26 protein-coding genes, 1 tRNA gene, 1 pseudogene and 1 riboswitch are annotated in these 26,975 nt (G+C 37.9%); of the genes and pseudogenes, 6 read left to right on the forward strand and 22 right to left on the reverse strand.

Annotated features, from left to right (window positions below):
- Positions 1 to 243: 243 nt before the first annotated feature.
- A tRNA-Gly gene (locus G634_RS0112770) sits at positions 244 to 316 on the forward strand.
- An 81-nt stretch (positions 317 to 397) separates the two neighbouring features.
- Here G634_RS0112770 and G634_RS0112775 read toward each other — a convergent pair.
- From G634_RS0112775 to G634_RS19165, 3 genes are all read right to left on the reverse strand, one after another.
- Positions 398 to 1,660, reverse strand: a complete 1,263-nt coding sequence (locus G634_RS0112775) for a tyrosine-type recombinase/integrase (RefSeq protein ID WP_026505617.1) — start codon at positions 1,658 to 1,660, stop codon at positions 398 to 400.
- A gap of 137 nt (positions 1,661 to 1,797) precedes the next feature.
- Entirely contained in the window at positions 1,798 to 3,249 is a 1,452-nt protein-coding gene (locus G634_RS0112780) for a virulence-associated E family protein (protein WP_051233963.1), read from the reverse strand.
- On the reverse strand, positions 3,221 to 4,237 hold the full coding sequence (locus G634_RS19165) for a hypothetical protein (protein WP_051233965.1): 1,017 nt from the start codon (positions 4,235 to 4,237) through the stop codon (positions 3,221 to 3,223). The genes G634_RS0112780 and G634_RS19165 overlap by 29 nt, the downstream gene beginning before the upstream one ends.
- Before the next feature lie 438 nt (positions 4,238 to 4,675).
- Here G634_RS19165 and G634_RS0112790 point away from each other — a divergent pair, with 438 nt between their 5' ends.
- Complete coding sequence (locus G634_RS0112790) at positions 4,676 to 5,560, forward strand: helix-turn-helix domain-containing protein (RefSeq protein WP_026505619.1); 885 nt, start codon at positions 4,676 to 4,678, stop codon at positions 5,558 to 5,560.
- Between the two features lie 69 nt (positions 5,561 to 5,629).
- On the opposite strand, the gene G634_RS0112795 is transcribed toward G634_RS0112790, so the two are convergent.
- From G634_RS0112795 to G634_RS19175, 4 genes are read right to left on the reverse strand one after another with little or no spacing between them, the layout of a single operon-like run.
- Positions 5,630 to 6,067: a hypothetical protein gene (locus G634_RS0112795; RefSeq protein WP_026505620.1), complete on the reverse strand. Its 438-nt coding sequence runs from the start codon at positions 6,065 to 6,067 to the stop codon at positions 5,630 to 5,632.
- 32 nt (positions 6,068 to 6,099) lie between these two features.
- Positions 6,100 to 6,342 (reverse strand): DUF3795 domain-containing protein, encoded by a 243-nt coding sequence (locus tag G634_RS19170; protein ID WP_051233967.1) that lies wholly within the window; start codon positions 6,340 to 6,342, stop codon positions 6,100 to 6,102.
- A 29-nt stretch (positions 6,343 to 6,371) separates the two neighbouring features.
- Entirely contained in the window at positions 6,372 to 6,827 is a 456-nt protein-coding gene (locus G634_RS0112805) for a GNAT family N-acetyltransferase (RefSeq protein WP_026505621.1), read from the reverse strand.
- Between the two features lie 17 nt (positions 6,828 to 6,844).
- A complete protein-coding gene (locus G634_RS19175; RefSeq protein WP_051233968.1) occupies positions 6,845 to 7,606 on the reverse strand; it encodes a nucleoside phosphorylase in 762 nt (253 codons plus the stop codon).
- A 199-nt stretch (positions 7,607 to 7,805) separates the two neighbouring features.
- Here G634_RS19175 and G634_RS20910 point away from each other — a divergent pair, with 199 nt between their 5' ends.
- The 4 genes and pseudogenes from G634_RS20910 to G634_RS0112835 all read left to right on the forward strand — a co-directional run bounded on the left by G634_RS20910 (position 7,806) and on the right by G634_RS0112835 (position 11,745).
- Positions 7,806 to 7,961 carry an Arc family DNA-binding protein gene (locus G634_RS20910; protein WP_035800033.1) on the forward strand — a complete coding sequence of 52 codons (156 nt, stop codon included), beginning with the start codon at positions 7,806 to 7,808 and terminating at the stop codon, positions 7,959 to 7,961.
- A 173-nt stretch (positions 7,962 to 8,134) separates the two neighbouring features.
- A complete protein-coding gene (locus G634_RS0112820; RefSeq protein WP_026505623.1) occupies positions 8,135 to 9,076 on the forward strand; it encodes an Abi family protein in 942 nt (313 codons plus the stop codon).
- Positions 9,077 to 9,704: 628 nt separating this feature from the next.
- Positions 9,705 to 10,010, forward strand: a pseudogene (locus G634_RS19180) (helix-turn-helix domain-containing protein); the annotation flags it as partial.
- A gap of 109 nt (positions 10,011 to 10,119) precedes the next feature.
- Complete coding sequence (locus G634_RS0112835) at positions 10,120 to 11,745, forward strand: sigma-70 family RNA polymerase sigma factor (RefSeq protein WP_026505625.1); 1,626 nt, start codon at positions 10,120 to 10,122, stop codon at positions 11,743 to 11,745.
- Positions 11,746 to 11,846: 101 nt separating this feature from the next.
- Here the strand turns inward: G634_RS0112835 and G634_RS0112840 are convergent, their stop codons facing one another.
- The 15 genes from G634_RS0112840 to G634_RS22015 form a co-directional block, all read right to left on the reverse strand.
- Positions 11,847 to 13,274 carry a hypothetical protein gene (locus G634_RS0112840; protein ID WP_026505626.1) on the reverse strand — a complete coding sequence of 476 codons (1,428 nt, stop codon included), beginning with the start codon at positions 13,272 to 13,274 and terminating at the stop codon, positions 11,847 to 11,849.
- A gap of 76 nt (positions 13,275 to 13,350) precedes the next feature.
- Positions 13,351 to 13,425, reverse strand: a riboswitch (cyclic di-GMP riboswitch).
- Positions 13,426 to 13,619: 194 nt separating this feature from the next.
- On the reverse strand, positions 13,620 to 14,288 hold the full coding sequence (locus G634_RS0112845; protein ID WP_026505627.1) for a hypothetical protein: 669 nt from the start codon (positions 14,286 to 14,288) through the stop codon (positions 13,620 to 13,622).
- A 1-nt stretch (position 14,289) separates the two neighbouring features.
- On the reverse strand, positions 14,290 to 14,949 hold the full coding sequence (locus tag G634_RS0112850; protein ID WP_026505628.1) for a hypothetical protein: 660 nt from the start codon (positions 14,947 to 14,949) through the stop codon (positions 14,290 to 14,292).
- 11 nt (positions 14,950 to 14,960) lie between these two features.
- Positions 14,961 to 15,875 carry an ATP-binding cassette domain-containing protein gene (locus G634_RS0112855; RefSeq protein ID WP_026505629.1) on the reverse strand — a complete coding sequence of 305 codons (915 nt, stop codon included), beginning with the start codon at positions 15,873 to 15,875 and terminating at the stop codon, positions 14,961 to 14,963.
- A gap of 2 nt (positions 15,876 to 15,877) precedes the next feature.
- Positions 15,878 to 16,252 (reverse strand): GntR family transcriptional regulator, encoded by a 375-nt coding sequence (locus G634_RS0112860; protein ID WP_026505630.1) that lies wholly within the window; start codon positions 16,250 to 16,252, stop codon positions 15,878 to 15,880.
- 203 nt (positions 16,253 to 16,455) lie between these two features.
- Positions 16,456 to 18,117, reverse strand: coding sequence for an ABC transporter substrate-binding protein (locus tag G634_RS0112865; RefSeq protein ID WP_026505631.1), 1,662 nt, complete (start codon positions 18,115 to 18,117; stop codon positions 16,456 to 16,458).
- A gap of 107 nt (positions 18,118 to 18,224) precedes the next feature.
- Positions 18,225 to 19,142 (reverse strand): carbohydrate ABC transporter permease, encoded by a 918-nt coding sequence (locus tag G634_RS0112870; protein ID WP_035800037.1) that lies wholly within the window; start codon positions 19,140 to 19,142, stop codon positions 18,225 to 18,227.
- A gap of 71 nt (positions 19,143 to 19,213) precedes the next feature.
- A complete protein-coding gene (locus G634_RS0112875; RefSeq protein ID WP_026505633.1) occupies positions 19,214 to 20,185 on the reverse strand; it encodes an ABC transporter permease in 972 nt (323 codons plus the stop codon).
- A 233-nt stretch (positions 20,186 to 20,418) separates the two neighbouring features.
- The gene (locus G634_RS0112885; RefSeq protein WP_026505635.1) at positions 20,419 to 21,459 is read right to left on the reverse strand and encodes a LacI family DNA-binding transcriptional regulator; all 1,041 of its coding nucleotides are present in this window, start codon (positions 21,457 to 21,459) and stop codon (positions 20,419 to 20,421) included.
- A gap of 134 nt (positions 21,460 to 21,593) precedes the next feature.
- A complete protein-coding gene (locus G634_RS0112890) occupies positions 21,594 to 22,043 on the reverse strand; it encodes a hypothetical protein (RefSeq protein WP_155830584.1) in 450 nt (149 codons plus the stop codon).
- 11 nt (positions 22,044 to 22,054) lie between these two features.
- A complete protein-coding gene (locus tag G634_RS20465; RefSeq protein ID WP_026505637.1) occupies positions 22,055 to 22,726 on the reverse strand; it encodes a hypothetical protein in 672 nt (223 codons plus the stop codon).
- A gap of 373 nt (positions 22,727 to 23,099) precedes the next feature.
- The gene (locus G634_RS0112900) at positions 23,100 to 24,299 is read right to left on the reverse strand and encodes an ABC transporter permease (protein ID WP_242826816.1); all 1,200 of its coding nucleotides are present in this window, start codon (positions 24,297 to 24,299) and stop codon (positions 23,100 to 23,102) included.
- Positions 24,292 to 24,996: an ABC transporter ATP-binding protein gene (locus tag G634_RS0112905; protein WP_035800040.1), complete on the reverse strand. Its 705-nt coding sequence runs from the start codon at positions 24,994 to 24,996 to the stop codon at positions 24,292 to 24,294. The genes G634_RS0112900 and G634_RS0112905 overlap by 8 nt, the downstream gene beginning before the upstream one ends.
- Complete coding sequence (locus tag G634_RS0112910) at positions 24,977 to 26,671, reverse strand: efflux RND transporter periplasmic adaptor subunit (protein ID WP_026505640.1); 1,695 nt, start codon at positions 26,669 to 26,671, stop codon at positions 24,977 to 24,979. The genes G634_RS0112905 and G634_RS0112910 overlap by 20 nt, the downstream gene beginning before the upstream one ends.
- 175 nt (positions 26,672 to 26,846) lie before the next feature.
- Positions 26,847 to 26,975, reverse strand: a 129-nt coding sequence (locus G634_RS22015; protein ID WP_155830539.1) for a zinc ribbon domain-containing protein, incomplete at its 5' end; no start/stop codon positions are given.

A 26,975-nucleotide genomic window follows, 5' to 3' on the forward strand; every position in this document is an offset into this window, starting at 1 on the left:
AAACTACGCAAACTGGCCATTTAAAAAGGCTTCGCCTTGGTCCAGTTTGCCGCTTGACTTTTGTTCTCACGAAACTCGCAGTAAATGCGAGTTTCTGAATATAAGTGACAAAAAGTCATCCATTGTAGAATTTTTATTCCAAATCTCCATCACAATTTTTTTAAAAAATATATTGACAAATATCTGCAACACTAGTATACTTCTTTTTGTCGTCACGAGTTACGTGATGGCGCACATATAAATGCGATAGTGGCGTAGTTGGTAACGCGCGACCTTGCCAAGGTCGAGACCGCGGGTTCGAGCCCCGTCTATCGCTCTTTGAAACCCCAGATGTTTTCTGGGGTTTTTGTTATTTGAGCGTAAAAATAAGTGGTCTTTTAGTGGTCTTTGTGGTCTTTTAAGCGAAACATTCCCTGATTTTATCAGTCTGTGCATCACTCTGAACGGCTCTTATATAGTGAAGAGTAGTGTTCTTATCAACATGCCCCGCAGCGTACATGACTGTCTGAATATCTCCGCCTGTTGCTCTTGCGAGGGCTGTCACACTCCAGAACCTTATCTTGTGACTGGACAGATAGGGAATCCCTACCGCTTCCGTTACTTTTTTCAGATGTTTGTTGAACTTGTTGCCATCAAGAGGACTTCCGGCTGCATTACAACAGATATGTTCTGATACAACCTGCTGTGCCCTTAAGGATTTCAGTGCCTTTTCCGCTCTTTCTGACAATGGAAGCACTCTAGCTCCATGTTCACCGCCTTTGGTGTGATTCACCTCAATGAAATGGTTCTTTCCGTCATCGCCCTTTCTAAGCACGATCTCCCTTGAAATGGATATCATATGCCTGCCGAAGTCTACATCTGACCATCTGAGGGCTCTGAGCTCACCAATTCTGATACAAAGGCAGAACATAAGCTCAATTCCGTATTCGTATCCGGTCTTTTCATCGAGTCCGTCAAGGTAATTAAGGATCTTTTCCCTGTCTTCATCCGTATATCTGACATTTTCGTTATCTACTGCCTTGAATTTAAGATCCTTACAGCTTAGATTCCTGCTGAGATTGCTTGTAACGATGTCATTATCAACCGCGATATCAAATACTACGTTGAAGATGCTCTTGATATTGATGAAGTTCTTACGGCTCATGATGCGACCTGCTGTCAGCTCCTTAAAGAACTGCTTAAGGTCAGAAGCCTTGATTTCTGATATAGGCATATCTGAAAGTGGAGCATTTTCATAATACTTGTTCCATATCTGTCTGTACCTTGTTACTGTGAGAGAGGATGTGTCCGGGTCCTCATCTTTGAGGGCAATAACACTCTCAAATAGTGCCCTGACAGTATAATTCTCATCTCCAAAGAGATAGACATATGCCTTTTCATAGACTTCTGCTTCGGACTTGGCAGTGATCTTGCTCCTGTCATCCGTCCTAAGTGCTACCGGAATCCTTATCTTGTAGCTTCCATTTGCTTTGTCAAAGACTACCGTCTTGCTTCCCTCCCTTGCGTATGGGAGTAATGCCTCCTTTACTCTTAAAATTCTCTGTTTTGCCATAAACTGCTTTTTCATTTCTGCAATTTCGGCGCTCTCTTCAATAAAAAGTGTATCATCGCTATATTTCTGATGTCCACTAAGCTTTTTGTTTATTTCTCGTTTTTTCATTTTTCTCCCATATAAAAGAGCCGGCAGGGAAGAAGCTGTAAACTCATTCCCGTAAACCGGCTCATAAAACTTTTTTCTGTTACTGTTTGTAAATACTTTTTATTTTTATCAGTTTATTGGTTTATCCGTTTATCCTGTCAGGTGAAAGGAATCTCCATCTGCTCAGGAACTGGAATAAATCCATCCGGATCCCCCTTCTCTGGAGACGTTCCTTCCCTTACCCATCCGCGCTGCTTGCCATAATCGAAGAAATCATGGGTAGTTACCCTTTTCCATCCAGGGATGTTATCCATGATGTTCGCTATCGTCCTAGCTTCTGTAAGCTTTGGCTTATCAAACAGGCTGCTATGACCAAGTGCTTTATAGTAAAGCATCAGAACACACACATAATTCTCTTTAGTAGCATCGAGGAAGTCTCTGATCTCAGTTTCCATGGGATCTTCCGGTACAAAGTCTTCCTGAAGGAGTTCAAGTTCCTCCTGCATTTCTTTTGACAGTGTAAGAGAATAGTCTCCCGACTTAAAAACCACCATCATCTCAGCCCACATCTGCTCGATATATTTTCTGGATTCTTCCTCATTATCAAGGATGTGAACTTCAGCAAGAGAAGCATGACACTCAACAGGGATGAACCTTCTGTTTCCCGATTTATCCGCCGGAAGAAACTGTCTTTTATTTGATGTTCCTGCAAACACACACTTTCTTGGATGCTCTGAGGAATATTTGTCATAGCGGATTCTGTAAACATCCGACTGCCTGGTGATAAACGACTTGATCTCTTCAACATCAGCTGCTCGAATTGTTGCAAGCATTTCGGCCATCTCTATCATCATGTGTCCCTGAAGCTTTTCAAAAACATCTTCACCATCCAGCTTTTTTACATCATCAGTAAAATACCTGTCCTCTATGGCAAGAAAACTTAGAAATGTTGACTTACCTGCTCCCTGACCACCCACAAGGCAGAGCATATAGTCAAACTTGTGACCGGGATCATATACCCTTGCAATTGCTCCCAGCATGAAAATCTTAAGTGCCTGATAATTCAGCTCAGTTTCATCTGCTCCAAGAAAATGGTGAAGAGCATGCCTTACTCTTTCCGCTCCATCCCATACAAGTGACTCCCAATACTGCTTTATTGGGTGGTAGGGATTATCGAAGGAAACTGTCTTGATTGCTCTTTCAATCATCCTGTCAACCTTAAGCCCGTAGTTTACTTCAAGATAAGTTATGAGATTTGCCACATCTACATCTGTCATCGGAGCAGCGGTTCTTCTCCATGGCATGGGCTTTATGATATCCACCCTTTCATTCAGCTCATTAAAGCGGATGGCATCCTTTAAAATGGGATCTTCCCTGAGGGTTATCTTGCAGTTGTTGTTTGTCTGAAGCGGATTATCTTTTGCATCCGTTTCAAGTAGCTGCCTCACCTGCCTGCGCTTTTCTGAGATTTCATCAGCACCATCTGTGTCAGCTTTACCTTTATCAGCAGCAATCTTTTTGGCAATCTGTTCCATGAACCCAGAAGCTATGAGCACACCTGCCATTCTTTCCATTTCGTCATCAGTTAAAGTTTTTGATTCGTTCCCCAATACGTTTTATCTCCTCTCCATAAGTCTCAAGTATTTCAAGTTGTTCATCTCTGTTTCCAAAAGTAAGGTCATCAAGAATTTCATTAACAAAGTCCAGCATGCCTATTGCTTCCACGAAAAAAGGATGCCAGTCAGCATCCCCTTCGCTTGGTTCATATTCTTTTTCCCAGTCCCACAAAAGCCTGTGGTACTTTGACAGGATGTTTATCGCATCCCTTCTCATGATGTCAAAAGCTCTGACAATTTCCCGGGTTATCATCAGTTTCTTTTCCTGACGGAGCTGTTCATCTGTCTTGGGAAAGCTTCTTTTGTCATGTTCTTTGCTGGTCTCAAGAAAAATGCTCCTGCACTGCGCATCAAAGGTCATCTTCCTGTTGTTATATCTGCCTTTTTCATCTTTCTCATCCGGGAGAGCAAGCCCCATCATCCTGCAGGCTTCTTCCTGCTGTGGCATCTTAAAGCCATATTCGTCAGGAGCAAAAAAGACATGTCTCTCGTGGATATGGGGAGTTCTTTCATCAACATGAAGCCCCCAGTCCATTGTCTTGACATAGTCCCCGAATCTTTCATCGATCTTTTTCATTGTTTCATCAACTATCGCGACAAGAGCGTTATAGTCAATAGTGCCATCGATGTTACCGATCTGATAGATCGTTTCTTCAGGACACCAGGGCTTGCTCGTCACTATCTTTTCCATGGACTTGACCCGCTTTCTGTGTCCACCTTTGATGTGTCTCTCATTCTGGGCATCAAGCCATTCTGAAAAGTTATCTTTATAGAACTTAAGCTCCACATCCTTAAAGGGCATCCAGTCATCACCTCTGTCCCTATGAAAAGTAAATCCCTGATAAAAGTTCCAATAAATGTTGTTTGGTGTCATTTCGGAATTGATATCTTCTGCATTATCAAGATCAAATTCCCTGTCATTGTGTTTGGGATTATAGACTCCATTGGCACCGGATCTTCCACTATGCCTTGTTACTTTCATTGTAAATACCTCCATTATTTCAAATAGTTTTTAAAAGCTTGTCAGCCAAAGGGCATTCCCACCCCCTGCCATCATCCAAGGTCGACAAGTAATACCCAGTACGGCATGTCGAAATCGAGCACGCCTCCCTGGGCCAAGGTTTCACCCTGGACCTGACAAGTCCTCTCTAGATTCATGTTAGCCATTTAGACTTTTTTGAGCTTTGTCGTTTTCTACCCTTGGCTCGCTCCTCCGTTTGGTGTCATCGCTTAGCTTCCCCGAAATAGTATTCATTTGGAACGTTCATTCGCTTTTTCTACAGTGATTGTCCCAAAATGGAGAGCCCCATCCCGTATATCCAAAAGGATGGAAATTTAGCAAAAAGAATCCTTTTTCCACTTTCTTGAAAAAACAGGTATGATACAATTGACAGAGTGAATTTGAAATGAGGGAACTTATATGAAGTGCAGCTTAACCACACAGGAGAAATTAAGAGATCTAAGAGCGAAGCTTGGATATAAATTGCAGCAGGTAGAAATGGAGTCAGGGATATCCAGCTCCACCATAAGCAATTATGAAAATGATGAGACTAAGGACTTCCAGGTCGGAACACTGAGAGCACTGGCAAATTATTATCATGTGTCACTTGGGTATCTTCTTGGTCTTACAGATAACCTTACTGAGAACGGAACACCCATTGATGAGCTCCATCTCGATGATGAAACCATCGGTCTCCTGAAATCAGGCAAACTTAATAACAGGCTGCTTTGTGAAATGATAAAGCACCCTGACTTTCTGAATCTTATGTGTGATATGGAAATCTACGTTGATAATCATGCCGGAACTATGATTCATGAAGTGAACAGTTATGTATCCGGAATAAGAAAGCTCATCATGGAAAAAGCAGGTGTACCAGCTGATGATTTTTATATGAAGACATTTGAAAAGGCTGTGATAGATGACTCGGCTTACTTTGGTGATCTGCTTGAAGGCAGCATAAAGAATATAGCAAGAGATATAAGAGAAGATCACAAGAAGGACTGGGACACTGGAGACGAAGAGCATATCTCTGATAAGTATATTGCATCCATAAAAGAATTGTGGGAGAAGGTTAATAATTCCGAGCCAGAGGCATCAAATAATGATGCTTCTGTAAATATTGCAGAAGATGAAGCCTTGACCATGGTGGATAAAGCCACTGTTCTCCAGTGGAGCAAGAAATTTGATCTAAATTTTGCAAAGCTCACACCTGAAGAAACTCGCACCCTGTTACAGATAATAACGAAGGCTTCACGCAATCCGCTTATTAAACAACCATCAAAAGGACGTGGAAAGAAAAAATAGATCTATTTCAGACAAACAAGCCTCTATCCAATTAATGGAAAAAGGCTTGTTTTCTTCAATCATACTGTATCAATGGCTAGGCAACCCATATATCTCTTCTTGAATTTTCTTTGCTTCTTCTGAAAAGGTTACGGTATTCAAATAGTCTTTTACACTAATTTCAATTATATCTATCGGTTTCACTTCAACACTTGAGACCCATTCCCAGTCATTTACAAGTTCAAATGAATCTGCTGGCAAAACATAAATATAACCCTTTCCGTTTGGATCTATAGAGCCATAATGTAAATAACTATTTTTTCCGTCTGTGTTAAACTGAAGCTTTCCGCCCGGTTCATCTGGATACCATCTGAATGGCAATGCAAACGGAATAGCTTCATCTTTTGTAGCTACAGCATATATTCCCATTTTTGATTCAGCTTCACAAACACCATGTGCTTGCTGTGGCTTAACTATATCAAAACGAGACTTGCTCCCATGATATAGAATCTTTGGTTTCTCTTTCATTATTGCTCCTTGTTTTTTTATATATTCATCTCTTAGCGCTGCCAAATGGTCAATAATGTTTGGATTCCATGAAATTCACAAGGAAATTCTTTGCAAAGTCCGCAGAATTGTACTCCATGTTCTCTAGCACAGGCATGCACTTTACACCTTCCTGATCCAGCCCATTCTGGAACACAGCCATCAGCTTCAATACACCCCGGACATGAACCCTCTATTTTTTTAGAACACCCCACACAGCATTCTCCACATGCTGTAAGAGTTGTAAAATCCGTCATAAAACCTCTCCTTTTTTTAGGTCTCTAGTTTATATATTTTCAGCCTCATTGAGTCTTTTCATCATCCGCCCGCTCTCATACTCCATATACCCGTGTTTAGGATAAAACTCGTAAGACTCAACCCACTGTTCTTTTGGTGATCCAAGGTTAACCTTTGCCACGGCAATCCCTCTTTTTTGAAGATCTTTCTCGGCTGTTCCAAGCAGCATCGATCCGATGCCATTTCTTTTCAAATTTGCTTTAACAAACAAACGGTGTATTACTGCTTCGTTCTTACCGACTTCAATGGAATATCCGATGCTTCCTATGACTCTATCATTATCATCTACAGCAATCCAGAATTTATCTCCCTTTTCATGGTAGTTCTTCTGAATATCAAGAAGATCCTCATTCAATCCCGGCTTACGGCCTAACGCATCTTTTGCCTGGAGGACCATGAAAATAAGGTCATCACGGTATGCCTGCTCATATTCTTTTATTATCAAAATAACCACCTTCCATATTACTCAACAATGTATCTTGCAAGTTCAACTGCTATATCAAAGTGTCCGGGATCATGTTGTGTATCTTTCTTTTGGTTCTTTTCCATCCTAGCATCCCACTCAGGAGCATCTAAAAGGTCTCCACAGGTAAAGAAGAAGTAAGCGTCAAGCTCCCTAAAATTACACATGGCTTGAACTGCAGCACATTCCATCTCTACTGAAATGCAACCTTCATTCTTTCTTTTTTCAAAATTGCCTCTTGTCTCACGATGCACAGCATCGGTTGTCCATGTCTTTCCTTGGATAAATGGAAGTCCTGACTGTTTCATAAATTCTGCAACTACATCGCTGTTTTTCACTGGGATAAAATCTGATGCAGGTGCATAATGGTACGAAGTTCCTTCATCGCGATATGCGGCTGTCGGAACCATTACTTTACCTCTTGCAATTTCTTTATTCAGGCATCCGCTTCCACCAAAGACTACATATTTTTCCGTATTTATGAGCGATAAAGTATCTTCCATGTCAGCTACGCAGCCAGGAGCTCCAACATATGACATATAAACAGCAAATTCTTTTCCCTTATATGAAAATCCATACACAGGATTTGCTCCATTAGAAGAATACAAGTCCCCAATTTTAGTACATTCATACTGTTCCAGCACATACTGTAAAATCTCATTGGAGAATGTCACAATACATGCATCAACTTTCTTGGCATTTTCGTTACGCCATACCTTTATTATTTCTTCTGTCTTGTTATCAAATGTCTCTGTGATCACTTCGGTACCCTCCCAACTCTTGTATGTAGTTTATTAAATGATATCAGTGAAAGTTTAATTGAGATATATTTTTTCTCAGAAAAATCACTTCATAGAACCTATTTACAGAAATAGTGTACTTGTTTTAAGTACACTTTGCCATTATAGTACATTCACAATCTTAAAATGTACTTAAATTAAGATTTTTGAGGTAAATATAATGACCAAAGAAAAGGATAAACATATAGGGTTAAGAATAGATTCAGAAACACACCAAAAGTTAAAAAATCTTGCTGAATATGAAGGCAGATCTATCAACGGAGAGATACTTTACTTAATCAGGCAAGCTATAATAAAGCATGAAAAAACTGACTAATACAGTCGTACATCCATATATAAGATATCAAGAAAAAGAGATTGTCTTTTATCGACACTAATGCTATTATAATTGTAGTGATCAGGTCGCAGAAACTCGCGATGCCTGCGATCGGAAGAAGGACCCAAGGGCCCTTCTTTTCTGTTTTTATAACACTTTTTGAAAGGACATCCATGAAATCAATCAAGCCTTTTCTTACTTACAGTCAGCAGATTCAGCACCTTTCTCAGAATAAAGGTCTCATTATTAACGATTTGTCTTCAGCACAGGATGCCCTTGAAAATATTTCCTATTATGCTCTTATTGGTGGTTACAAGGATTTGTTCTATGATCGCATGACTCGTACCTACAAAGCTGGGACTACTTTTGATGATATTCTTTTGCTTTACAATTTTGATGATGCGCTCAGAGATCTTGTCTTTAAGTATATTCGTATTATTGAGCAAGAAATGCGCTCACATATTTCATATCATTTCTGTGAAATGTACTCTAACAAACAGAGCGAATATCTCAATCCCTTAAACTACTATAATACAAAGCACAGTAAATCCAGTATTCCCAAGTTGATTAGCATTCTGAACTATACCGCTAACAACGACTTAGAGCATGAATATATAGTGTACCAAAGAAAAACGTATGGTAACGTACCACTTTATGCTGTGATGAAAACTCTGACGCTTGGTCAGACATCAAAAATGTATTCTTTGCTTTCACCTTCGCTAAAATCACGCATCAGTAAGCATTTTTCAGGAGTTTCTCAGTTGGATCTCACAATGCATTTACGCTTACTTACTCATTTCAGGAATGTTTGCGCACACAACGAAAGGCTGTTCAGCTATAAGGATCGATATGATATTCCTGACACCGTACTTCATAAAAAGCTGAATATCCCTATGCGTGGGCAGCAATATGTTGTTGGTAAGAAAGATATGTTTTCAGTAGTCATTTCCTTTAGGTATTTATTATCAGACAATGACTTTTTTACATTTAAGAAAGCTTTAAACGCACTTATTCAAAAGACTGTAAAAGGATCTCCGAATCTTTCAGAGCAACTTCTCTTAGATTCTATGGGATTTCCGTCTAATTGGAAGATGATTACAAGATATAAAAAATAAGTGGTCTTTAAAGTGGTCTTTTTCAAAAATCTGAGTTTTGAAGTGGTCTTGAAGTGGTCTTTTTTGAAGAAGAGAGCGCCGAAAACCTCCTTTCCATGCGGTTTTCAAATGTGACGTTTACTTCGAGCCCCGTCTATCGCTCTTTTAAACCCCAGATGTTTTCTGGGGTTTTTGTTATTTGAGCGCAAAAATAAGTGGTCTTTGTGGTCTTTCAAGTGAAGCATTCCCTGATTTTCTCAGCCTGTGTGTCACTCTGAACCGCTCTGATACAGCTTGCTGTTCCCTTAACGTTTTCAGTGCTTTTTCAGCCCTTTCAGATAAAGGAAGTACTCTCGCTCCACCTTTTGGTATCACCGCTTGGCTTCCCCGAAATAGTATTCATTTGGAACGCTCATTCACTTTTTCTATACTGATTGTCGCAAAATGAGCCTTTCCATCCCGTATATCCAAAAGGTTGGAAATTTAAGCGAAACGATACTTTTCCACTTTCTTGGAAAGACCAATTTTACCTTTTAGATAATTGGATGCTTACTTTATTTCAGAAAGTCGTTATACTTATAATTGATTTTTAAATGATTGAGAGATCTAAGATATGAGGTGAAATCTTACTACACAGGAGAAGTTAAAAGACCTGCGTGCAAAGCTTGGATACAAGCTACAGCAGGTAGAAATGGAGTCAGGTGTTTCAAGCTCCACCATAAGCAACTATGAAAATGATGATACAAAAGACTTTCAGGCAGGGACACTGAAAGCTTTGGCGAAATACTATAATGTATCTCTTGGTTATCTGCTTGGTCTTACGGATAACCTCACCGAGAACGGAACTCCTATTGACGAACTCCATCTTGATGATGAGACCATAAAGATCCTTAAGAGCCAGAAGCTTAACAATAGACTTTTATGTGAAATGATCAAGCATACTTTGGTGATCTGAGGAAAGAAAAAATAAAAAATCTTTATTTTTTCACCAACCTTTTTAATTTTGCTTACACTATATATCCGTACAGCGCTGGTACGGATAAATGATATGTTGGGGAAAGAGTATGATAAAGAAAAAAGCAGACGAACTCATAATAGAATACTCTCCAAAAATCTACGGATTTGCAGTAAAGAAAGCATTTTCCTTTGATGAAACGGAAGAACTTGCGGCAGAGATGGTAAAAGAAGTGTATTTATCATTGCTTGAGGCTGAGGAAGTATTCAACATAGAAGGCTATGTCTGGCGCATTTGCGAGCATACCTATGCCAAATATGTAAATAGTACAAAAAAACACCAAGGCATTTCTTTGGACGGAATGGAGATTCCTTATTACGACAACTACAACCTCGGAGAAAAAGAGGAAGATCTTAAGACGCTCCGCCGCGAGATTGGTTTTCTTTCTGAAAAAAGACGACAGATCATTTATTCATTTTATTACGAAGAAAAATCAATTCAGAAAATAGCAGCTGAAGAAAATCTTTCGGAAGGAACAGTAAAATGGCACCTGAATAAGGCCAGAAATGATTTGAAGGAGAATTTTTCTATGGAAAGAAAAGTTGGAAGTTTGGGAATTGCACCAATCGAAGCTATAAGTGTAGATCATAATGGACAGCCAGGTAGGAAAGGCGGTCCGGATGTTTATTTGAACGACAAGATTAACCTTAACATTGTATACAGTGTTTATGACAGTCCAAAAACCAAGGAAGGTATTGCTGAAGAGATGGGAATGACACCTGTTTACCTAGAAGACAGAATTACAGTCCTTGAAAAGAACGGATTCTTGATAGAAACAAGTGGGAAAAGATATACCACATATGTAAAGTTCACTCCAAAGGAACGCAGCCTGGAGCAGGAAGAAGAAATACTCAAGAGCAAAATAAAAGTTGCAGATAGTTTACTAAAAAACTATGTTCCTAAGGTAAAGGAAGCATTAAAGAAGATTACAGATGTTTATATTCCTAGCGATAATTGGGAGCTTTTTGAAGCAACATCAATCTTTTATTCCATAACAAACAAATGCAATCTGCCTATTGAAAAGAACGTATCTCCATATCTTGTTAAAACTCTTGATGGTGGAGAATACTATGTTACTGTAAATCTTAAGTCGGAGATTATTGATCCTGACTTTAAACCAACAATAGAGGAAAGTACCAGAGATTACACTGCCTGCGGTTCAATGACGCGAAATGCTTGGAAGTATCCGTCCGTCAAATCGTGGTCAAACGACAGCAGATTTTCTTCTCGTAAAGGGATGTGGCAAAACAACCTCAATACCGATTACGATGCCATCTATGAAGTAATATGTGGAGAAATCGAGGATAACAAGGCAAACGAGGAAAAGTTTAAGCGCCTTCGTGAGAGGGGATTTATAACAGATGATGGCAAACTAAATGTGTTGGTTGTCAAGAAATCCATGGAAGAGTTTGATGCATTAATCCCTTCTCCAGATAAAGATCAGCTTGATGAGTTTGCAAAGATTGCTATAGAGCAGGCTGTTATGCTTGCAAAGAATTATCCGCCACAGATGCAGGACTTTATAGTGTTTGAATTTGTAAAATGGTATGTTGATAATACTATTGCTATGATTGTACTGGATAAATTATATGATTCAGGTGAGTACAAGCCACTTACTGAATCAGAGAAAGCAACAGCAAATCTATTGGTATTTTCAGATAGACTTCCTCAGTAATTACAGAACCCTCAGGTCACTGAGGTGACCCCCAAAAGTTAGACCTAAACATCTAACTTTTTGGGGTCGGTTCATTATTAAAGAGATAGTCTTTTTTACTATTACATTGCAAAAGCAACTGTTCCTAAAAATTCTGTGTTTATCTTAACTTTCCCATTTGTTACTACTGCATCATATGAATGAACCTCACCTGTAACAGTTCTCACATATACTGTTATTGTCTTTCCTTCATAAGATTTACCAAGAGTAAATGTGTATTTAGCAGGTGTTCCAAGCTTTGTAAGGCTTACTCCTGCTGCATATGCTCTGACAAAGAGAGAACCTTCAATTGGAGTTTTTCCAGACTCTGTTATTACTGTATTAAGAGCCTGTGCATTTTTATCAAGTCCGTTGTTTGAATTTCCGTTTCTGTCAAGAGCAGGAACAATTGTTGCTGTTATCTTTGATGAATATCCCTTAGGAGCACTTGCAAGGCTCAAATCAACAGCAACATTCATTAACTTTCCATTTGAATCCTTTACCGCTACAGTAGCTGAACCTGTACTATTAGATATAGCTACAAAATAACTGTTTGATATATCAGATGTGTATACATTAGCATAGTCTGATGTGGTGGTTACATTTGATTCTGACAAATTTTTGTTATCTGACAGAGTTTGGCTATCTGATATATTTTTATTATCTGATGATTCACCACTTCCACTATTTGTATTAGAAGGCGCTGCATCTGATGAAGACTTTGTACCGGCTGTAATTGTAACTTTACCTGTATATCCATAGTTTTGTGATGGAGTTATAATTCTTCCAACTTCGCCTAATTGAATATCCGTTCCATGATAACCCTGATTAAGAACTGAGCCATCCTCTGGTGATGAAATATAACCTCCATTAACGGTAGTTGTTCCACCAACTGAAACTATTGGAAACTTGGTTCCTGAAGAAGAGCCCTTAGCATCAGCTGTAACATTTGAATTGTTGATAACAACATTATGATTTCCGTATTCACCCTGAGAATGAGAAGATATCTGCTTATCATTTCCAGCTGCAATAGTATCGGTACTTTTTACATTTGAGTCAGTGATAATAACATCCCCATCTGTCCCTTTACCATCTTTGCCGCCATTTATGCCATCAGCTGATACAGTTGAATTTGTTATCTTCACATCTCCATCAGCAGAAATTGAACCGCCTGAAGTAATATTAGCATTATCAATTGTTAAATCGGAATTTGTTGAAGAATCAGATGTACTAACTTCGATGTTTCCGGAAACATTAACAGGATTATCATTTGTTGTAATAGTAATATTATTATCAGCCTTAACATCACCATTTACGTCATCTGTCAAAGTAAGTTTGCTGTCGTCCGAGCTCCAGGTAAAACCTGTCCCACTTTTGGTCTCATCATTAAATACATTGGATTCTTCACCAACATATCCTGATGTTCCTGCATAAGCAATTATCGGAGAACCGATAAGACTTGCTACAACAAATCCGCTCATAATTTTCGCTGCTACTAAATGTCCTTTCATTAAAATCCACCTCCATGTATTGAATAGGAATACAAAAAAGCTGCTTGCCACAAAGACAAACAGCTATCTCACTAAAAAATGCAACTGGCTGTCTCATTAAGACCCTATAGCTTTGCGCCGCCGGATTACTCCGGTTTTGCCTATGTATTTTATATTTCTTATATCGTTTATTACGATGCAAACCTTTTCAAGTTCGCATGGCCAATCATGGTCTATGAGATTATAAAACATATTCTATTAATACTCAAGTAGCATTTTTGATTTTACACAACAACGCTATCCTTATTACTCTTGAAGTAGTTTATACTGCTCACCTAGTTGAAAAGATTGGTAATATCTCTTTTATTATTGATGACGCATAAAGCTCTTAATAGCAAGTGGAGACATCTCTTTTTTGTAAAAAAGCCTTGAGAAAAAGAATGCAGCAACACACCCTGCTATTGTCAGAACAAGTCCTATTATAGATGAACGCATATAGCTTTCTCCGCATATATCAAAGATTTTTAACATTTCAACATTCATAGAGATTAGTATGGTCGGAATCAGTATTCCAGCAAAAACTATCATGCTAAAAACAAAATACTTATAGGCAAATACCTCATATATCATTACAACAAAGAATTCAAATCCTATAATAATTATATATTTACTCTGAATCGCATAATTAAGCTTCACTCCTCCATTTATGTCAAGCAAAGTCATATAAAAATGAATTGCAACAAGAATCAAATAAATAATTATCATATATGGAATTACAAACACATAAGGATAAAGCGTTTCTGTCTTTTTATGAATAGGCGATGATTTCACCATTCCTGATATATTAGAACCATAAAAAGCCTGCAATATAACACTTGAAGGAATTCCTAAATAAAATCCTCCGACAGTACTTGTTCCTTTTGTAGTCATATCATATATTATCCCAAATGCGGTGAACAAAACCGCAAACATCACTTGGAACTTAAATCTAGGAGATAGTTTAACAAGCATAATAGCTTTCTTAAAATCCTTCATACTATTTTCCCTCCAAAAAACTGCGTCTATAGTTGTAAAGAACATAACGCTTAGTGGCATATACAGATATAACCGATAAAACAATTCCACCTAAAAGCCACAATACCGGGTTATAATGTCCAAAGCTAAATCCATATATAAGTCCGACACTCGTACCTACAACCAGCAGTGATACAACTAAATAAGTTACAAACATAAAATTAACCATTGTAGTAAAAAAGCGACTAATAAAAACTGTAATATTAATGCAGGCAAATGTAACAAACAAAACAATTACGTGCATCATCATCATATCCTTATTAAAATCTGCTCCATATTTCTGATACGAAATAATCCCGCATATAAAATCAATTACTGCTATTACCACAAAACGTATAAAAAAATCCATATACAGAGCACGCTCTAAATGTTCCTGTCCCTTGGATGTACATCTCAAAATACCAAATCCGTATTTACTGGAATTAACACCATTAAGTGTCATATAATCTGCTGCCGCCAGTAATAAGACAAGTGAATTACTAACTACGTTTATATCCTGAACTCCGAATAAAGTCCCCTTTGTACCATGCCACAAAATAAGACATGCCGGAATGACCAAATAGCAAAATATACAATATCCTCTACTTGCAAATGTTCGATAAGCCTTCCAAGAATTTTTCATACCGTATCTCCTTATTTTCCAGCTTTTCCAAGCCTTGTATTAGCACGCATGATTCCAACTGAAAGCTGCATAAGTGTCGGCGTCTCGCACATCAGATTAAGTCCTGCAAGTTTATCCATATTTTCCGAAAGGCAAAGTCCTTCAAATCCATATTTACTACTGGTCACATCGTAAAGATATCCTTCTGCCGCCTTTAAATCTTCAATATCACCTTTGACATAAGTATATTTTTCTTTTAATTCTTCAACAAACCCCTGCTCTACAACGCTGCCGTTTTCTACAATTACTGCATAGTCTGTCACATTTTCCATATCTGAAATATTATGTGTAGAGAAGATAACAGACCTTTGTCCATCAGATGATGCAATATAATCCTGAATCATATTACAGAGCTTATCGCGCATAAGAGGATCAAGAGGAGATGCCGGTTCATCCATCAAAAGAAGTTCTGTATCTCTAGAAAGAACACCTGCCAGCATCAACTTAGTACGATTACCATCAGAAAGCTCACTTACCTTCTTATTCCTGTCTTTTTTACCGTTCATAGAAAGTGCCAGATTTTCAAGGATAGAATCATATTTTCTCACATCAAATCCATCAAAAAGAAGTTCCTGTGCCATTCTTGTCTGTTCCAGATTCCAATGTGGAAGGAAATAGTTACCTGTTCCTGTATAACCTATTTTGTTCTTTATATCCAGATTATTCTCACGATCATCTTCGCTGTATTTATTAAAGTAAGTAATATCTCCCTTATGTTCCAATCTTAGTCCTGCGATCATCTCCAAAAGAGTAGTCTTACCAGCTCCATTTTCTCCTATAAGAGCTGTAGCAAATCCCTTTGGAAACTCTAGATTTTCAACATTAAGAGTGAAATTCTTATACTTCTTTTCTATATTCTTACATGTGATAACAGGTGTCGTATTCATGCTCAATCCTCCTCTAACTGTAGAAGTGTTTGTAGTGTTTCAGTTAATTCCTTATCCTGCATCCCTGCAATTCTTGCGTATTTGATAGCTTCAAGCAAAGCATCTTCAACTTTCCTTCGATGCTGTTCGATTAGCATCTCACCATCTTGAGCATTTACATAATATCCTTTTCCCTGAACCGCTGTAACAAGTCCTTCACTTTCCAGCTGTTCATATGCCTTCATGGTAGTAATAACGCTAATCTTAAGGTCCTTGGCCAATCCTCTGATGGATGGGAGATATTCTCCCTGCGCAAATTTTCCTTCGAGTATATCAGACCTAAATTGCTCAGCTATTTGTTGATAAATTGGAATTCCCAAGTTCTGAGATATCTTCATATCATGCCCTCGCTTTATCAAACTGTTTATATGTTATATATACACCTATAACAGTAATGTGTCAACATGTTTTTGAAAACAGTCAAGTACATTCGCAGATATGCACATCCCCATTAATCCTGTACGCAAAAAAGAGATGCTGATAATATAATCTCCACAATCAGCATCTCTTTCGTATTTTCTTTAGATATATTTACATGTAATTACTTTTTATAAAGCTCATCAAACTGCTTCTGAATCTCTTTTGTTACATCTTCAATTCCTGCCTTTTTAAGAGCTTCATCCATCTCTTTTACAATATCCTCTGCAGATCCCTTATACTTACCAAATGCAATCTGCTTCATGTAGTTGTTATATGTTTCATTGACATTATCAATCTTTGCCTGAATAGAATCAACATTTGGAACGAACTGTCCATAAGGATAATCAATCTTTATCTTGTCGTACTCAGCATAGAGTTTTTCAATCTGTTCCCAATTCTTCTGAGCATCCTTGATTTCAATGTCATCATTTCTGCCCCACCAGTAGTTAGTCATACCATTGATATTCTGAGTATTGCTATCATATCCCTTAGGTGTAGTACGAAGTCCCTCGTCATTGATTTCATAAGATACACCCTCAATACCATAGTTAAAGAGTTTATAGCACTCTGGATCATTTCTGATAAGGTCATATACCATAAGTGCTCTCTCAGGATTCTTGGAAGCTGCGGATACAGCCATAGCACCATGTGTAATTGAAAGAGCTACAACGTTCTGAGTCTCTTCTCCGAAATAGAAGAATCCGGATTCTGCCTTGTCATTATCCTTATAAATTGTATTGGTATCTGTATGTGAGCAAAGATCTGTCCATGTCTGTGTATGATGCTGTTCAACAGAAGCTTCACCAACACGATATTCGTCACGGTTTTGTGATGAAGTATTGTTCAGAACGTCTGTTGGCCATACACCCATTTCATCCCAGCTCTTCATGAGTTTAGCAAACTCAACCATCATCTCCGGATTGTCATAAGCTGGTGTAACCACTGTGTACAAATCATCTTGTGTTCCACCCCAAAGACCTGCCGATGAAAGACCATCAATAGCTACGAACTTAGTATGAGATGCTACCCATCCTGCTGCCATCTGACCAAACTGTGTTCCGTCTGAATCCCAAAGAGTAACCTTAGGATAGTTTTCTTTTACATACTTAAAGTACTTTGTAAGGTCCTCCCAGCTCTTTACACCATCTGTAAGTCCTGCTTCTTTTGCCCAGTCCAGACGATATGTAAATCCGTGGTTAGTCCACTGCGCATAGTTATCTTCAGGCATGAGATAGATTTCACCATCATATTTGCACAAATCCCAATGCTCTTTGCTGACACTGCTATAAGTTGCTGGTGCATAGGTCTTCAAATCCTCTTCCGACAGTTCGAGGAACGCTCCATTCTTTGCATTCGGCCATGCATCAAGCCAGTCAGAAGCTGTACCTACAAGATCCACCGAACCGTCCATCTGCGCCAGCGTCAAGTTGTAGTTAGAAAGATAGTCAGTCCAGCCAATATAGTAGATTTCAAGCTCTGCATTAACTTTTTCCTTCAATATGCCATTAAGCTTATCGAGCATCTTGTTAAGATTCTCTGCTGCTTCACCAGATGGCTTATCGCCTGTAACCATATAGTTAATCTTAACATGCTCAGAGGTATCAATATCCCCCCACTTTGCCCATGGATTATTAGGATCAATGTCTGACGCACCGCCTGATTCTCCATCAGCACTCTGATCACTGCCATCAACTTTCGGATTGTCTTTTGATCCGCCTCCACACGCGGCAAGGCTTGCTACCATACTTATGCTGAGTAATGCTGCTAATACCTTTCTCTTCATAACATACCTCCTTTTACTAGAATCGCTTTCATGCGATACGCGCCATAAACTCCCAGTTACCTATGCCTCCACATAGTAACTATAAAAATCTATCAGCCACCTTCTCTTTATCCTTTTACTGCCCCAACAGTAATGCCGCTAATAAAATATTTCTGAACGAAAGGATATAATAACACAATAGGGCCTGTTGCAAGAACTGCGTTAGCCATCTTTACTGACTCTGTCGGAAGATCTGTAACTGTAACATACTGACCTGCAACTGAATTCTTAAGTGCATCCATCTTGTTTACAACTTCGTACAAAGTATACTGAAGAGGCTTCACATCCACCTTGCTGGAAAGAAATAAAGATGACTGATACCACTCATTCCAATATCCAAGTGCAAGGAAAAGACCTATTGTAGCAAGTGCCGGTTTAATCATTGGCAGAATAAGTTTTGCAAAAATTGCCACATCATTTGCTCCATCAATTTTGCCTGACTCAGTTATCTCATGAGGAATCTGCTTGATGAAATTCTTCATGAGAATTATGAGCCAAGGAGACATTAAAAGTGGCAAGAGTACTGCAAAATAACTGTCTTTCAAATGATACGTCTGTGTCATCATAAGGTAATAAGGTGCAAGTCCTGCTGAGAACAGACTAGTGAAATAGATATAGAATGAAATTGCATTTCTATACGGATAGTCTTTTCTTTGGAGAGCATATCCAGTCATTGCTATTACCAAAAGACCTACAAATGTTCCTACTACAGTAAGTGTGATAGTAAGAATATATGACTTCCAGATTAGTCCGCCCCTACAAACCATCTCGTAAGCTTTTAGTGTAAAATCTTTTGGGAACAGCTGAACACCATAATTTCTAATTACTGCTTCCGTCGAAAACGAGGTTCCGATGATAAGCAGAAATGGAAAAATACACATAAGTGCATATATAGTAACAATCACATATCCAAGCCCTCTGACAAATTTCTCAGACGCACCAATCTTGATATTACTGCTAATAACTTCCTCTTTTTCTTTAGTCATAAAAGCCTCCTATATCGCAGCATTCCCTGAAAATGTCAATTCATTTCGTTTTCCTGATATCTTTTCTATCATCAGAACAATGAATATTCAGGCTCGATTTTCTTGATTACGAAATTAACCACCATAACAATCACAAAACCAACAAGTGACTGATACAAACCAACCGCAGAAGCTGTCGAGAAATTAAAGTCTGTCATTGTAGCACGATAAACGAAGGTTTCAATAATGTCAGTAGATTCATACAAAACAGGGTTCGTTCCAACAATATTGTAGAAAAGACCAAAATTACCTTTTACAATTCCTCCAAGTGCAAATAATAAAAGAATAACAATAGTCGGCTTCAAAGAAGGCAGGATAATGTATCTAATTCGCTGAAATGCATTGGCTCCATCTACCTTTGATGCTTCTATCATCTCTGCATCAATTCCCATGATTGATGCAAAATAAACTACTGAATTATAACCTGTCTGCTGCCACAGGTAGATTACAACAAGAAGTACCGGCCACACTTTCGGATCTGCATACGGCTGCCACAGCTTATCAGCAGATGCTCCAAATGCTTTCAATGCACTATTTACAAAGCCAGTATCATAATTCAAAAGGTTATATACAAGGACACCTACAAGAACCTGCGAAATGAAGTAAGGAAGAAACATCATTGTCTGTGAAACTTTCTTAAACCATTTGCATTTCATTTCATTGAGAAGAATTGCTATAAATACAGCTAAAAGATTTCCTAGCAAAATAAATGCCAGATTAAAAAGAATTGTGTTTTTTGTCAAAGACCATAGTTTTCCGGAACTGGCAAGAAATTCGAAATTTTGAAGTCCTATGAATTTGCTGCCAAATATTCCTTTTCTGTAATTGTACTTAACAAAAGCAACATATATACCGGGAAGTGGCATGTAACTGAACATAAAAAAGAAAACAATCGCCGGAATACACATAAATGTTAATGTACGATACTTCCAAAACGTCTGAAATGCACCACGCTTTACAACTGGACTATCAACTTCTGAAACACTAATTTCTATATCCCTCATAAGCCTTCCTCCTGTCAGATAAAAAAGACCTCGGTTTCAATTTCGTAACCCCCTACTTGCATTATGCACAAATTGAAACCGATTTCATATTCTTATTTAACCACACATCAGTAATTAATTCAACACACAAAATCACATTCCTATCATTTTTGTCATATATATTAAACTTTTGCGCCTTTCTTTTGTGGGGTTTGTATATTGTTTTTAAATCTTTTGTTTCAAGTTTTTTGAAACTAAGCATCAGCACTTACTGCGCCGCTACTTTCACGGATTATAAGTTTGGGTTCTATCTTCTGAACCTGCTGCGGCATTTCTTTCCCTTCAGCTGCCTTGATTGCTGTATTTATAAGGAGTTCTCCATATTTTTCATAGTTATAATCAATACTGGTAAGACTTGGAAGAAGACATCTTGCTATATAGGTATTGTCATAACTTGCAATGGATATATCGTCAGGAATTCTTAATCCACTTTCCATCGTTCCTCTTATAATTCCTGCTGCCGCCATATCATTTATGGCAATAACCGCAGTTGGAAGATTTGGTAATGACAGAATCTTCTTTATCCCCTTATAACCATCTTCATAGCTGTAGCCACCGCCTATAATATATTCGGGATGAAACTCTATACGGTTTTTGTTAAGAATTTCAATGTATCTCTGGTATTTTTCATAAGTAGATGTAACATCTAATCTCCCGCCTACAAGAGCTATCTTTTGATGTCCAAGAGATAAAAGATGTTCCATTAGAAGCTCTACCGCCTTGCTCTCATTAATAGATATTCTAAAGCAAGATGTTCCATCGAGCTTCCCAGTAACGACAACTGGAAGTCTTTCGGTTATTCTGCTTACTATCGCCGCATAATCAGGATTGGTCACAAGATCATCAACGCTTCCACCCATCTGTATAATAGCATCCACCCTATGTTGGCAAAGAATCTGCAGCCTGCTTTCTTCTTTCTTCGTATCACCTTGAGAATCAAATACCATTACAGTGTAACCGCGCTTGTTAGCAGCTTTCTCACATCCGGAAAACATCGCTGCATAATAAGGGTTCTGGACATCAGCTGCTATAATTCCTATAGTATGCCTAGTAGTATCAGTCAATCCTTTGGCAAGAGCATTGGGGATAAAATGGTATTTATCGATTAGTTCCTGAATTTTTTCTCTTTTTTCACTTCGAACCGAGGCACTTCCGGTGAGTACACGCGATACAGTTGCCGGAGAAACCCCTGCTTCTTTGGCGATTGTATAGATAGTAACTTTCTCCTCTGCCATAAAAGCCTCCTTATACAACGATTTTGAAACCGATTTCAGATATAATTAATAGTATTCTATAATCTATACAAAATCAAGCAAAAAAGGCTGCTGTTTTTTAAACAACAACCTTTCTTACAGTTTCCTTATATTTATTATTTCTTCAAACTATTCAAATCGATATCTCCGTACTCACCTTTCAGATACTTATCATACAATTTCTGAAGTTCGTTTATATCTTTATCCGGAAGATTCTTCTGTATATACTCTTTTGCTCCATTGATATCACCGCTACTTACATAAGAGGAAATATCTGTAACTGTTTCAGTAGTAACGTTTTCATCAATGATTTCATTTAGCTTTTCTTTGTCGCCTTCTTCCATATTGTCAATTTTCTCTTCAATTTCCTTGGAATCAACTGAAACGCCTGTAGTAGACGCTACTTTCTCAACCGTCTTTGTTATTGCTATCTTGGTCGCTTTCTCTTTCACTGCATGTTTGACATTGTCATATGCAGACAGCCTGAATATCACAGCTGCAATTGCCAGTATCGCTATGACTAAAATAAAATTCAAGAATTTGTGTGACTTTTTTTCTCTTGCCATTTTTACTCCTTTCATTTGTGTTTTGGTATATCTAATCTATCCACTCTTGTAGCCTCATCTTCAGGGCTTCCAGCTCTTTTTTGCTCAACTGCGTGAAGAATATAATTGATGTAGTATGAATACCAGAAATCGCCAATTTCTGCAGCAATATCAGGATTTGTGTTTTTGTAATACACAGGATCAAAGTTTATACTACCTCTTCTCCCCTCTGTCATACCCACTGTAACAAAGTGGTTGAATAACATCTGCGGATTATATCCTATAGCCGCCTGCAAATCAGGATATGCATTGTAATAATAATCTGCATTAAAGATTCTCTCCAAATCCTTTGGAGTTATTGGAAGCCCTGCTGCTCTGTGATAAACATAACTGCCTATATATCCGTTTTTATACAGCTTCTTCAATACATTAACAGGAATCTTGTATCCTGTATCATATAAATCCAACACTTCCCCCTGAGTCATTACTCTATAGCGAAATGACTGCTCAAGCTGGCGATATATGCCATTTTCATCTGTATATGGATTAGTAAGTGCAGGCTTTATCAGAGTTTCAAATGTGTAGGTCTTTGTATAATCCGTATCATACGCAGCCTCTGCATTTGCGTTTATATTACATGTTCCACTTACAACACTTATAGTAACTGTTGCAGCAAGTGCTGCAATATATGCTTTCTTTTTCATTTTAACCCCTTTCTCCAAAAAAACTAAGTTTTCCAAATCTATATTTTATTGTTTTTATATAGTCCGTTTTACTGTTTGTATATTTCGTCGCAGACACGCTTTCGCTTGATTATAAACGTAGTGGTACGTAATGCGCTAAAAAACAGCGCATAAGTACCAACGTTTATAAACAGTTCTGCTCATGAAATATTACAAGCCAGTAAAACTAATCTACTAAGTATTCAGAACAATAAATTATGACTTCTTGCTGAGATTTATGATAATCATCAGCAAGAATCCTGCTTTGCAGGACAAAATTTGTCTTAACGACAAATTTTGGTCTGGTACGGTTTTTGATTTTCCTGATGAAAACAAAAACCTATACTTTTTGACTTTATTCTGCTCTTAATGCGTCAATTGGATTAAGCTTGCTGGCTCTTCTTGCAGGCATCCATCCAAAGATAATGCCAACTCCTGCTGAGAAGCCTACTCCTAGCAATATCGCTCCTGCTGAAACTATAAATTTGGCTTTCATAAGCTGCGCTGCCACAAATGCTATAAGGCAGCCTATGCCAATTCCAATTGCGCCGCCAATAAGCGAAAGTACAACCGATTCCATAAGGAACTGAATCTGGATTCTTATCGGTTCAGCTCCAAGAGCTTTTCTAAGACCTATTTCTCTTGTTCTCTCTGAAACTGACGTAAGCATCATATTCATAATACCTATACCACCTACAAGAAGTGCTATAGATGCAATTCCGCCCAGCATTGTAGTAAGCATTCCCTGAATAGTATCCATAACATTAAGCAGTGATTCCAGATTCATTATCTGAAAGCTGTTATCAGCATTATTATAAATCCTTTTAAGCTCACTTCTTAAGTTTTTTTCAACCTCTGATGCATCTGCATTTTCCTTAACATACACATATAGATTTACAACATTAGGTGAAAAGTTGATTCTATTTACATTTCTATACGGGATGATTATATTTCCTTCTGAATCGCCCTTATCTGAAGCCCCTCCAGTTAATGCATTATTCTCCTTCTGAGTTCCAATGATTTTATAGTCATATCCTCCAAGATGAATAATCTGACCTAAAGGATTTTTTCCCTTTAATGTCTTCTCTATGAAAGTCTTATCTACAATGCAGACTTGAGTGTATCCGTCCATCTCGAAATCTTTGAAGCATCTTCCTTTATCAATTCTGTCATTGTGAGCAAAATAGCTAACGTCGTCACCTTCGATATCAACTTTTTTATAGACTTCATTATCTACTACAACATAAGCCGAAAGCATTACATAGGGAGATATGGCATCAACGCCGTCAATGTTTCTTATTTTGTCGAGATCATTTTCATTTAGGCCGCTCTTTAGCGATGTTCCTTGTGCTATTACAGTCAGAGTACCTGCGCCCATAGAGCTAAACTCTCCCATAATACTGTCTGATGCTATCTGCACGATTGTAACAAGTCCTATTACAGCAGCTACACCTATCATGATTCCCAGCATTGTCAGAAAAGAGCGCATTTTATTATTTTTTATATTCGAAATAGCCATTTTTAAGCTTTCCGAAAACATATTCATATTATGCATCTTCAACATCTCCTTCACTGATAATGCCATCTAAAATCCTGACTATTCTCTTGGCATGCCCTGCAATCTTTCTATCATGCGTAATCATTATGATAGTTCTGCCTTCGTCATTTAATGAGTGGAAAAGATCCATAACCGCCTGACCTGTTTTTTGGTCAAGTGCACCTGTCGGTTCATCTGCCAGCAGAATAGATGGATTATTTGCAACCGCTCTTGCTATAGCAACTCTTTGCTGCTGACCTCCTGAAAGCTGATTTGGAAGATGATCCATCTTGTCAGACAAACCAACTTTTTCCATTACTTCTTTAACTCTTTCTTTTCTCTTTCTCTCAGGCATCCCGGCATAGATTAGAGGCAGTTCTACATTCTGCGCAGCACTCTGTCTTTGAAGGAGATAAAAAGACTGGAAAATAAATCCTATTTCCTTATTTCTGATAAGTGCAAGTGCGCTTTCTGTTTCATCTGCAATTGTCCTTCCTGACAGTTCATAATGGCCACTTGTAGGAACATCCAGACATCCAATTATATTCATAAGTGTAGATTTACCAGAACCAGACGGACCAAGTATTGCCAGAAATTCTCCCTTTTCCACTGTAAGATCAACATTTTTGAGAACATGGAGAATTTCTCCGCCCATTTCATAATCTTTGCAGATATTAGTCATTCTGAGAATTTCTTCATTCTTTGTCTGTTCCATTGTTATCTCCCGTGGTGTTATCATCACTTGAATATCCCATTGTAAGTCCTGATGTCATATCACTTATATTGGATACAAGAACCGTGTCTTTTTCAGATAATCCGGATGTAACCTGTGTATATGAACCATCTGTTGCTCCTATAGTAATTTTCTTCTTTTCAATAGAAACTCCATCTTTTCCATATACATTAACAAAATAGGAACCATCTTCATCAGTCTGTATTGCTTCACTTGAAACTGTTACTACATTTTTCAAATCATCAATGACAAGCTTTACCTCCGCGCTCATACCGCTTCTTGTTTCCTGATCCGCTTTAATGCTCACTTCTGCTTTGAAAAAAGATACTCCATTTACTACAGTTGCTGTCTTATCAATATGCTTTATCGTACCTTCATAAGTTTTCTTTCCAAGAGCGTCAATTAAGATTTCAACATTGTCATTTTCATTTACGCCTTGAATATCATACTCACCAATTTTAATTACAATCTTCATTTCACCAAAATCAGTAATTGTGCAAAGACTTGCAGTTGAACTTGTAAATGTTCCCTTTTGCGCTGGAAGAGATGTTATTGTTCCAGTCGCAGGCGCTTTAATAGTACAGTCTTTTAACTGCTTTTCAAGATCTTTTAATTGAAGATTGTTAAGGCTCTGGTCACCTTGAACTTTAGCCTGTCTTATTGACAGCTTATAGCCTGCAAGCTGCTGATTAACTGAAAGAACAGCTGAATTATATGAATCAACTGCATTTAAATAATTTGTCTGAGCTGTAATAAGTGAATTATATAGACTTGTAAGACCGCTTTCTTCTTTCATCTTGGCTGCTTCAAAGCCTGATTTTGCAAATTTATAACTATCCCATGCAGACTCAAGCGACTGACTTGCAGAACTGGTATTTAATTTCGCTCTTTCAAGTGAATTTTGAGCTGCTTCTTTGCTTCTCTTTAATTTCTTGGCGCTTTCTTCTCCAAACTTAGATACAGCTTCATCGTAATCGCTTGATGCATCATTATAATCACTTTCTGCCTGATTTTCTGCAACTCTTGCCTGTTCTAGCGCATTCTGCGCATTTAATACCGAATCATATGCTTTATCGCACTGTTCAATTGAGTTTTTAATTACATCTGAAAGCTTTTCATTATTTAGTTTAACTTCATCATTGTAGGCATTTTGGGCAGACACAAGGGAAGCAAATGACGAATCCATGCTGTTTTTCGCTCCTTGAATGGATGAATTAAGCCCTTTATCAACACTTTCTTTCAAATCATCATATGATTTCTTTGCCTGTTCAACACTAAGAGAATTGGTATCTTTAGAAGACTTCATCTGAGCTTTCAGCTGATCAATCTGCTTCTGAATAGAATAGGTATCCAAAGTCATAAGCACGTCGCCCTCTTTTACCTCATCCCCTTCTTTTACCTTTACTTCTTTTACCTTAATACCTGAAATTTCAGGCATTACTTCATTGCTGTTAACTGGTTCAACTGTTCCTGTAAAGCTATGAAAAGTCTTAATATCTCTCAGCTTCACTTCTTCCTTGGTGAAAATTGAATCTGCTGCGTCTTTTCCTTTTGACTTCAAATAGAAAAAGACTCCTGCGATAATGAGCACAATTATCACCCATTTAACCCATTTTTTCTTCTTAAAAAAACTTTTGAAACCTTTTTTAATACTCATTTCATCACCGTTACTGAAAACTTATAAAAAGTTATAAACTTTTATGTTTCATTCCTACTTCATCGAGTATGCTTTTGACAATGAAAAAATCAATCTACTCACAAGTTCTTGTACTCTCCATAGGCGTAAATTCCGAATTAACGCATCCGTACACATTTGCATTAACGTTCAAGTGTTAGCTTGCAAATTTTTCTCCATAAGCTTTTAAGTTTAGTGATGCCTGAAAATCTCTGTCTATGACATTTCCACATTCACATCTATAAATCCTGTCAGATAATTTCAAATCTTTTTTGATATTTCCACA

The organism is Butyrivibrio sp. NC3005, assembly GCF_000424545.1.
Taxonomy (GTDB): domain Bacteria; phylum Bacillota; class Clostridia; order Lachnospirales; family Lachnospiraceae; genus Butyrivibrio.

Bases quoted from the DNA above. Each gene is read 5' to 3' on its own strand.
- G634_RS0112820 (WP_026505623.1), top strand. From the start codon at position 8,135: ATGAAATCAATCAAGCCTTTTCTTACTTACAGTCAGCAGATTCAGCAC.
- G634_RS0112860 (WP_026505630.1), bottom strand. From the start codon at position 16,252: ATGAAGATATCTCAGAACTTGGGAATTCCAATTTATCAACAAATAGCT.
- G634_RS0112840 (WP_026505626.1), bottom strand. From the start codon at position 13,274: ATGAAAGGACATTTAGTAGCAGCGAAAATTATGAGCGGATTTGTTGTA.
- G634_RS0112870 (WP_035800037.1), bottom strand. From the start codon at position 19,142: ATGACTAAAGAAAAAGAGGAAGTTATTAGCAGTAATATCAAGATTGGT.
- G634_RS0112845 (WP_026505627.1), bottom strand. From the start codon at position 14,288: ATGAAGGATTTTAAGAAAGCTATTATGCTTGTTAAACTATCTCCTAGA.
- G634_RS0112775 (WP_026505617.1), bottom strand. From the start codon at position 1,660: ATGAAAAAACGAGAAATAAACAAAAAGCTTAGTGGACATCAGAAATAT.
- G634_RS0112910 (WP_026505640.1), bottom strand. From the start codon at position 26,671: ATGAGTATTAAAAAAGGTTTCAAAAGTTTTTTTAAGAAGAAAAAATGG.
- G634_RS0112885 (WP_026505635.1), bottom strand. From the start codon at position 21,459: ATGGCAGAGGAGAAAGTTACTATCTATACAATCGCCAAAGAAGCAGGG.
- G634_RS0112890 (WP_155830584.1), bottom strand. From the start codon at position 22,043: ATGGCAAGAGAAAAAAAGTCACACAAATTCTTGAATTTTATTTTAGTC.
- G634_RS0112835 (WP_026505625.1), top strand. From the start codon at position 10,120: ATGATAAAGAAAAAAGCAGACGAACTCATAATAGAATACTCTCCAAAA.
- G634_RS0112905 (WP_035800040.1), bottom strand. From the start codon at position 24,996: ATGGAACAGACAAAGAATGAAGAAATTCTCAGAATGACTAATATCTGC.
- G634_RS0112865 (WP_026505631.1), bottom strand. From the start codon at position 18,117: ATGAAGAGAAAGGTATTAGCAGCATTACTCAGCATAAGTATGGTAGCA.
- G634_RS0112875 (WP_026505633.1), bottom strand. From the start codon at position 20,185: ATGAGGGATATAGAAATTAGTGTTTCAGAAGTTGATAGTCCAGTTGTA.
- G634_RS0112795 (WP_026505620.1), bottom strand. From the start codon at position 6,067: ATGAAAGAGAAACCAAAGATTCTATATCATGGGAGCAAGTCTCGTTTT.
- G634_RS19165 (WP_051233965.1), bottom strand. From the start codon at position 4,237: ATGAAAGTAACAAGGCATAGTGGAAGATCCGGTGCCAATGGAGTCTAT.
- G634_RS0112850 (WP_026505628.1), bottom strand. From the start codon at position 14,949: ATGAAAAATTCTTGGAAGGCTTATCGAACATTTGCAAGTAGAGGATAT.
- G634_RS20910 (WP_035800033.1), top strand. From the start codon at position 7,806: ATGACCAAAGAAAAGGATAAACATATAGGGTTAAGAATAGATTCAGAA.
- G634_RS20465 (WP_026505637.1), bottom strand. From the start codon at position 22,726: ATGAAAAAGAAAGCATATATTGCAGCACTTGCTGCAACAGTTACTATA.
- G634_RS0112855 (WP_026505629.1), bottom strand. From the start codon at position 15,875: ATGAATACGACACCTGTTATCACATGTAAGAATATAGAAAAGAAGTAT.
- G634_RS0112790 (WP_026505619.1), top strand. From the start codon at position 4,676: ATGAAGTGCAGCTTAACCACACAGGAGAAATTAAGAGATCTAAGAGCG.
- G634_RS19170 (WP_051233967.1), bottom strand. From the start codon at position 6,342: ATGACGGATTTTACAACTCTTACAGCATGTGGAGAATGCTGTGTGGGG.
- G634_RS0112900 (WP_242826816.1), bottom strand. From the start codon at position 24,299: ATGCATAATATGAATATGTTTTCGGAAAGCTTAAAAATGGCTATTTCG.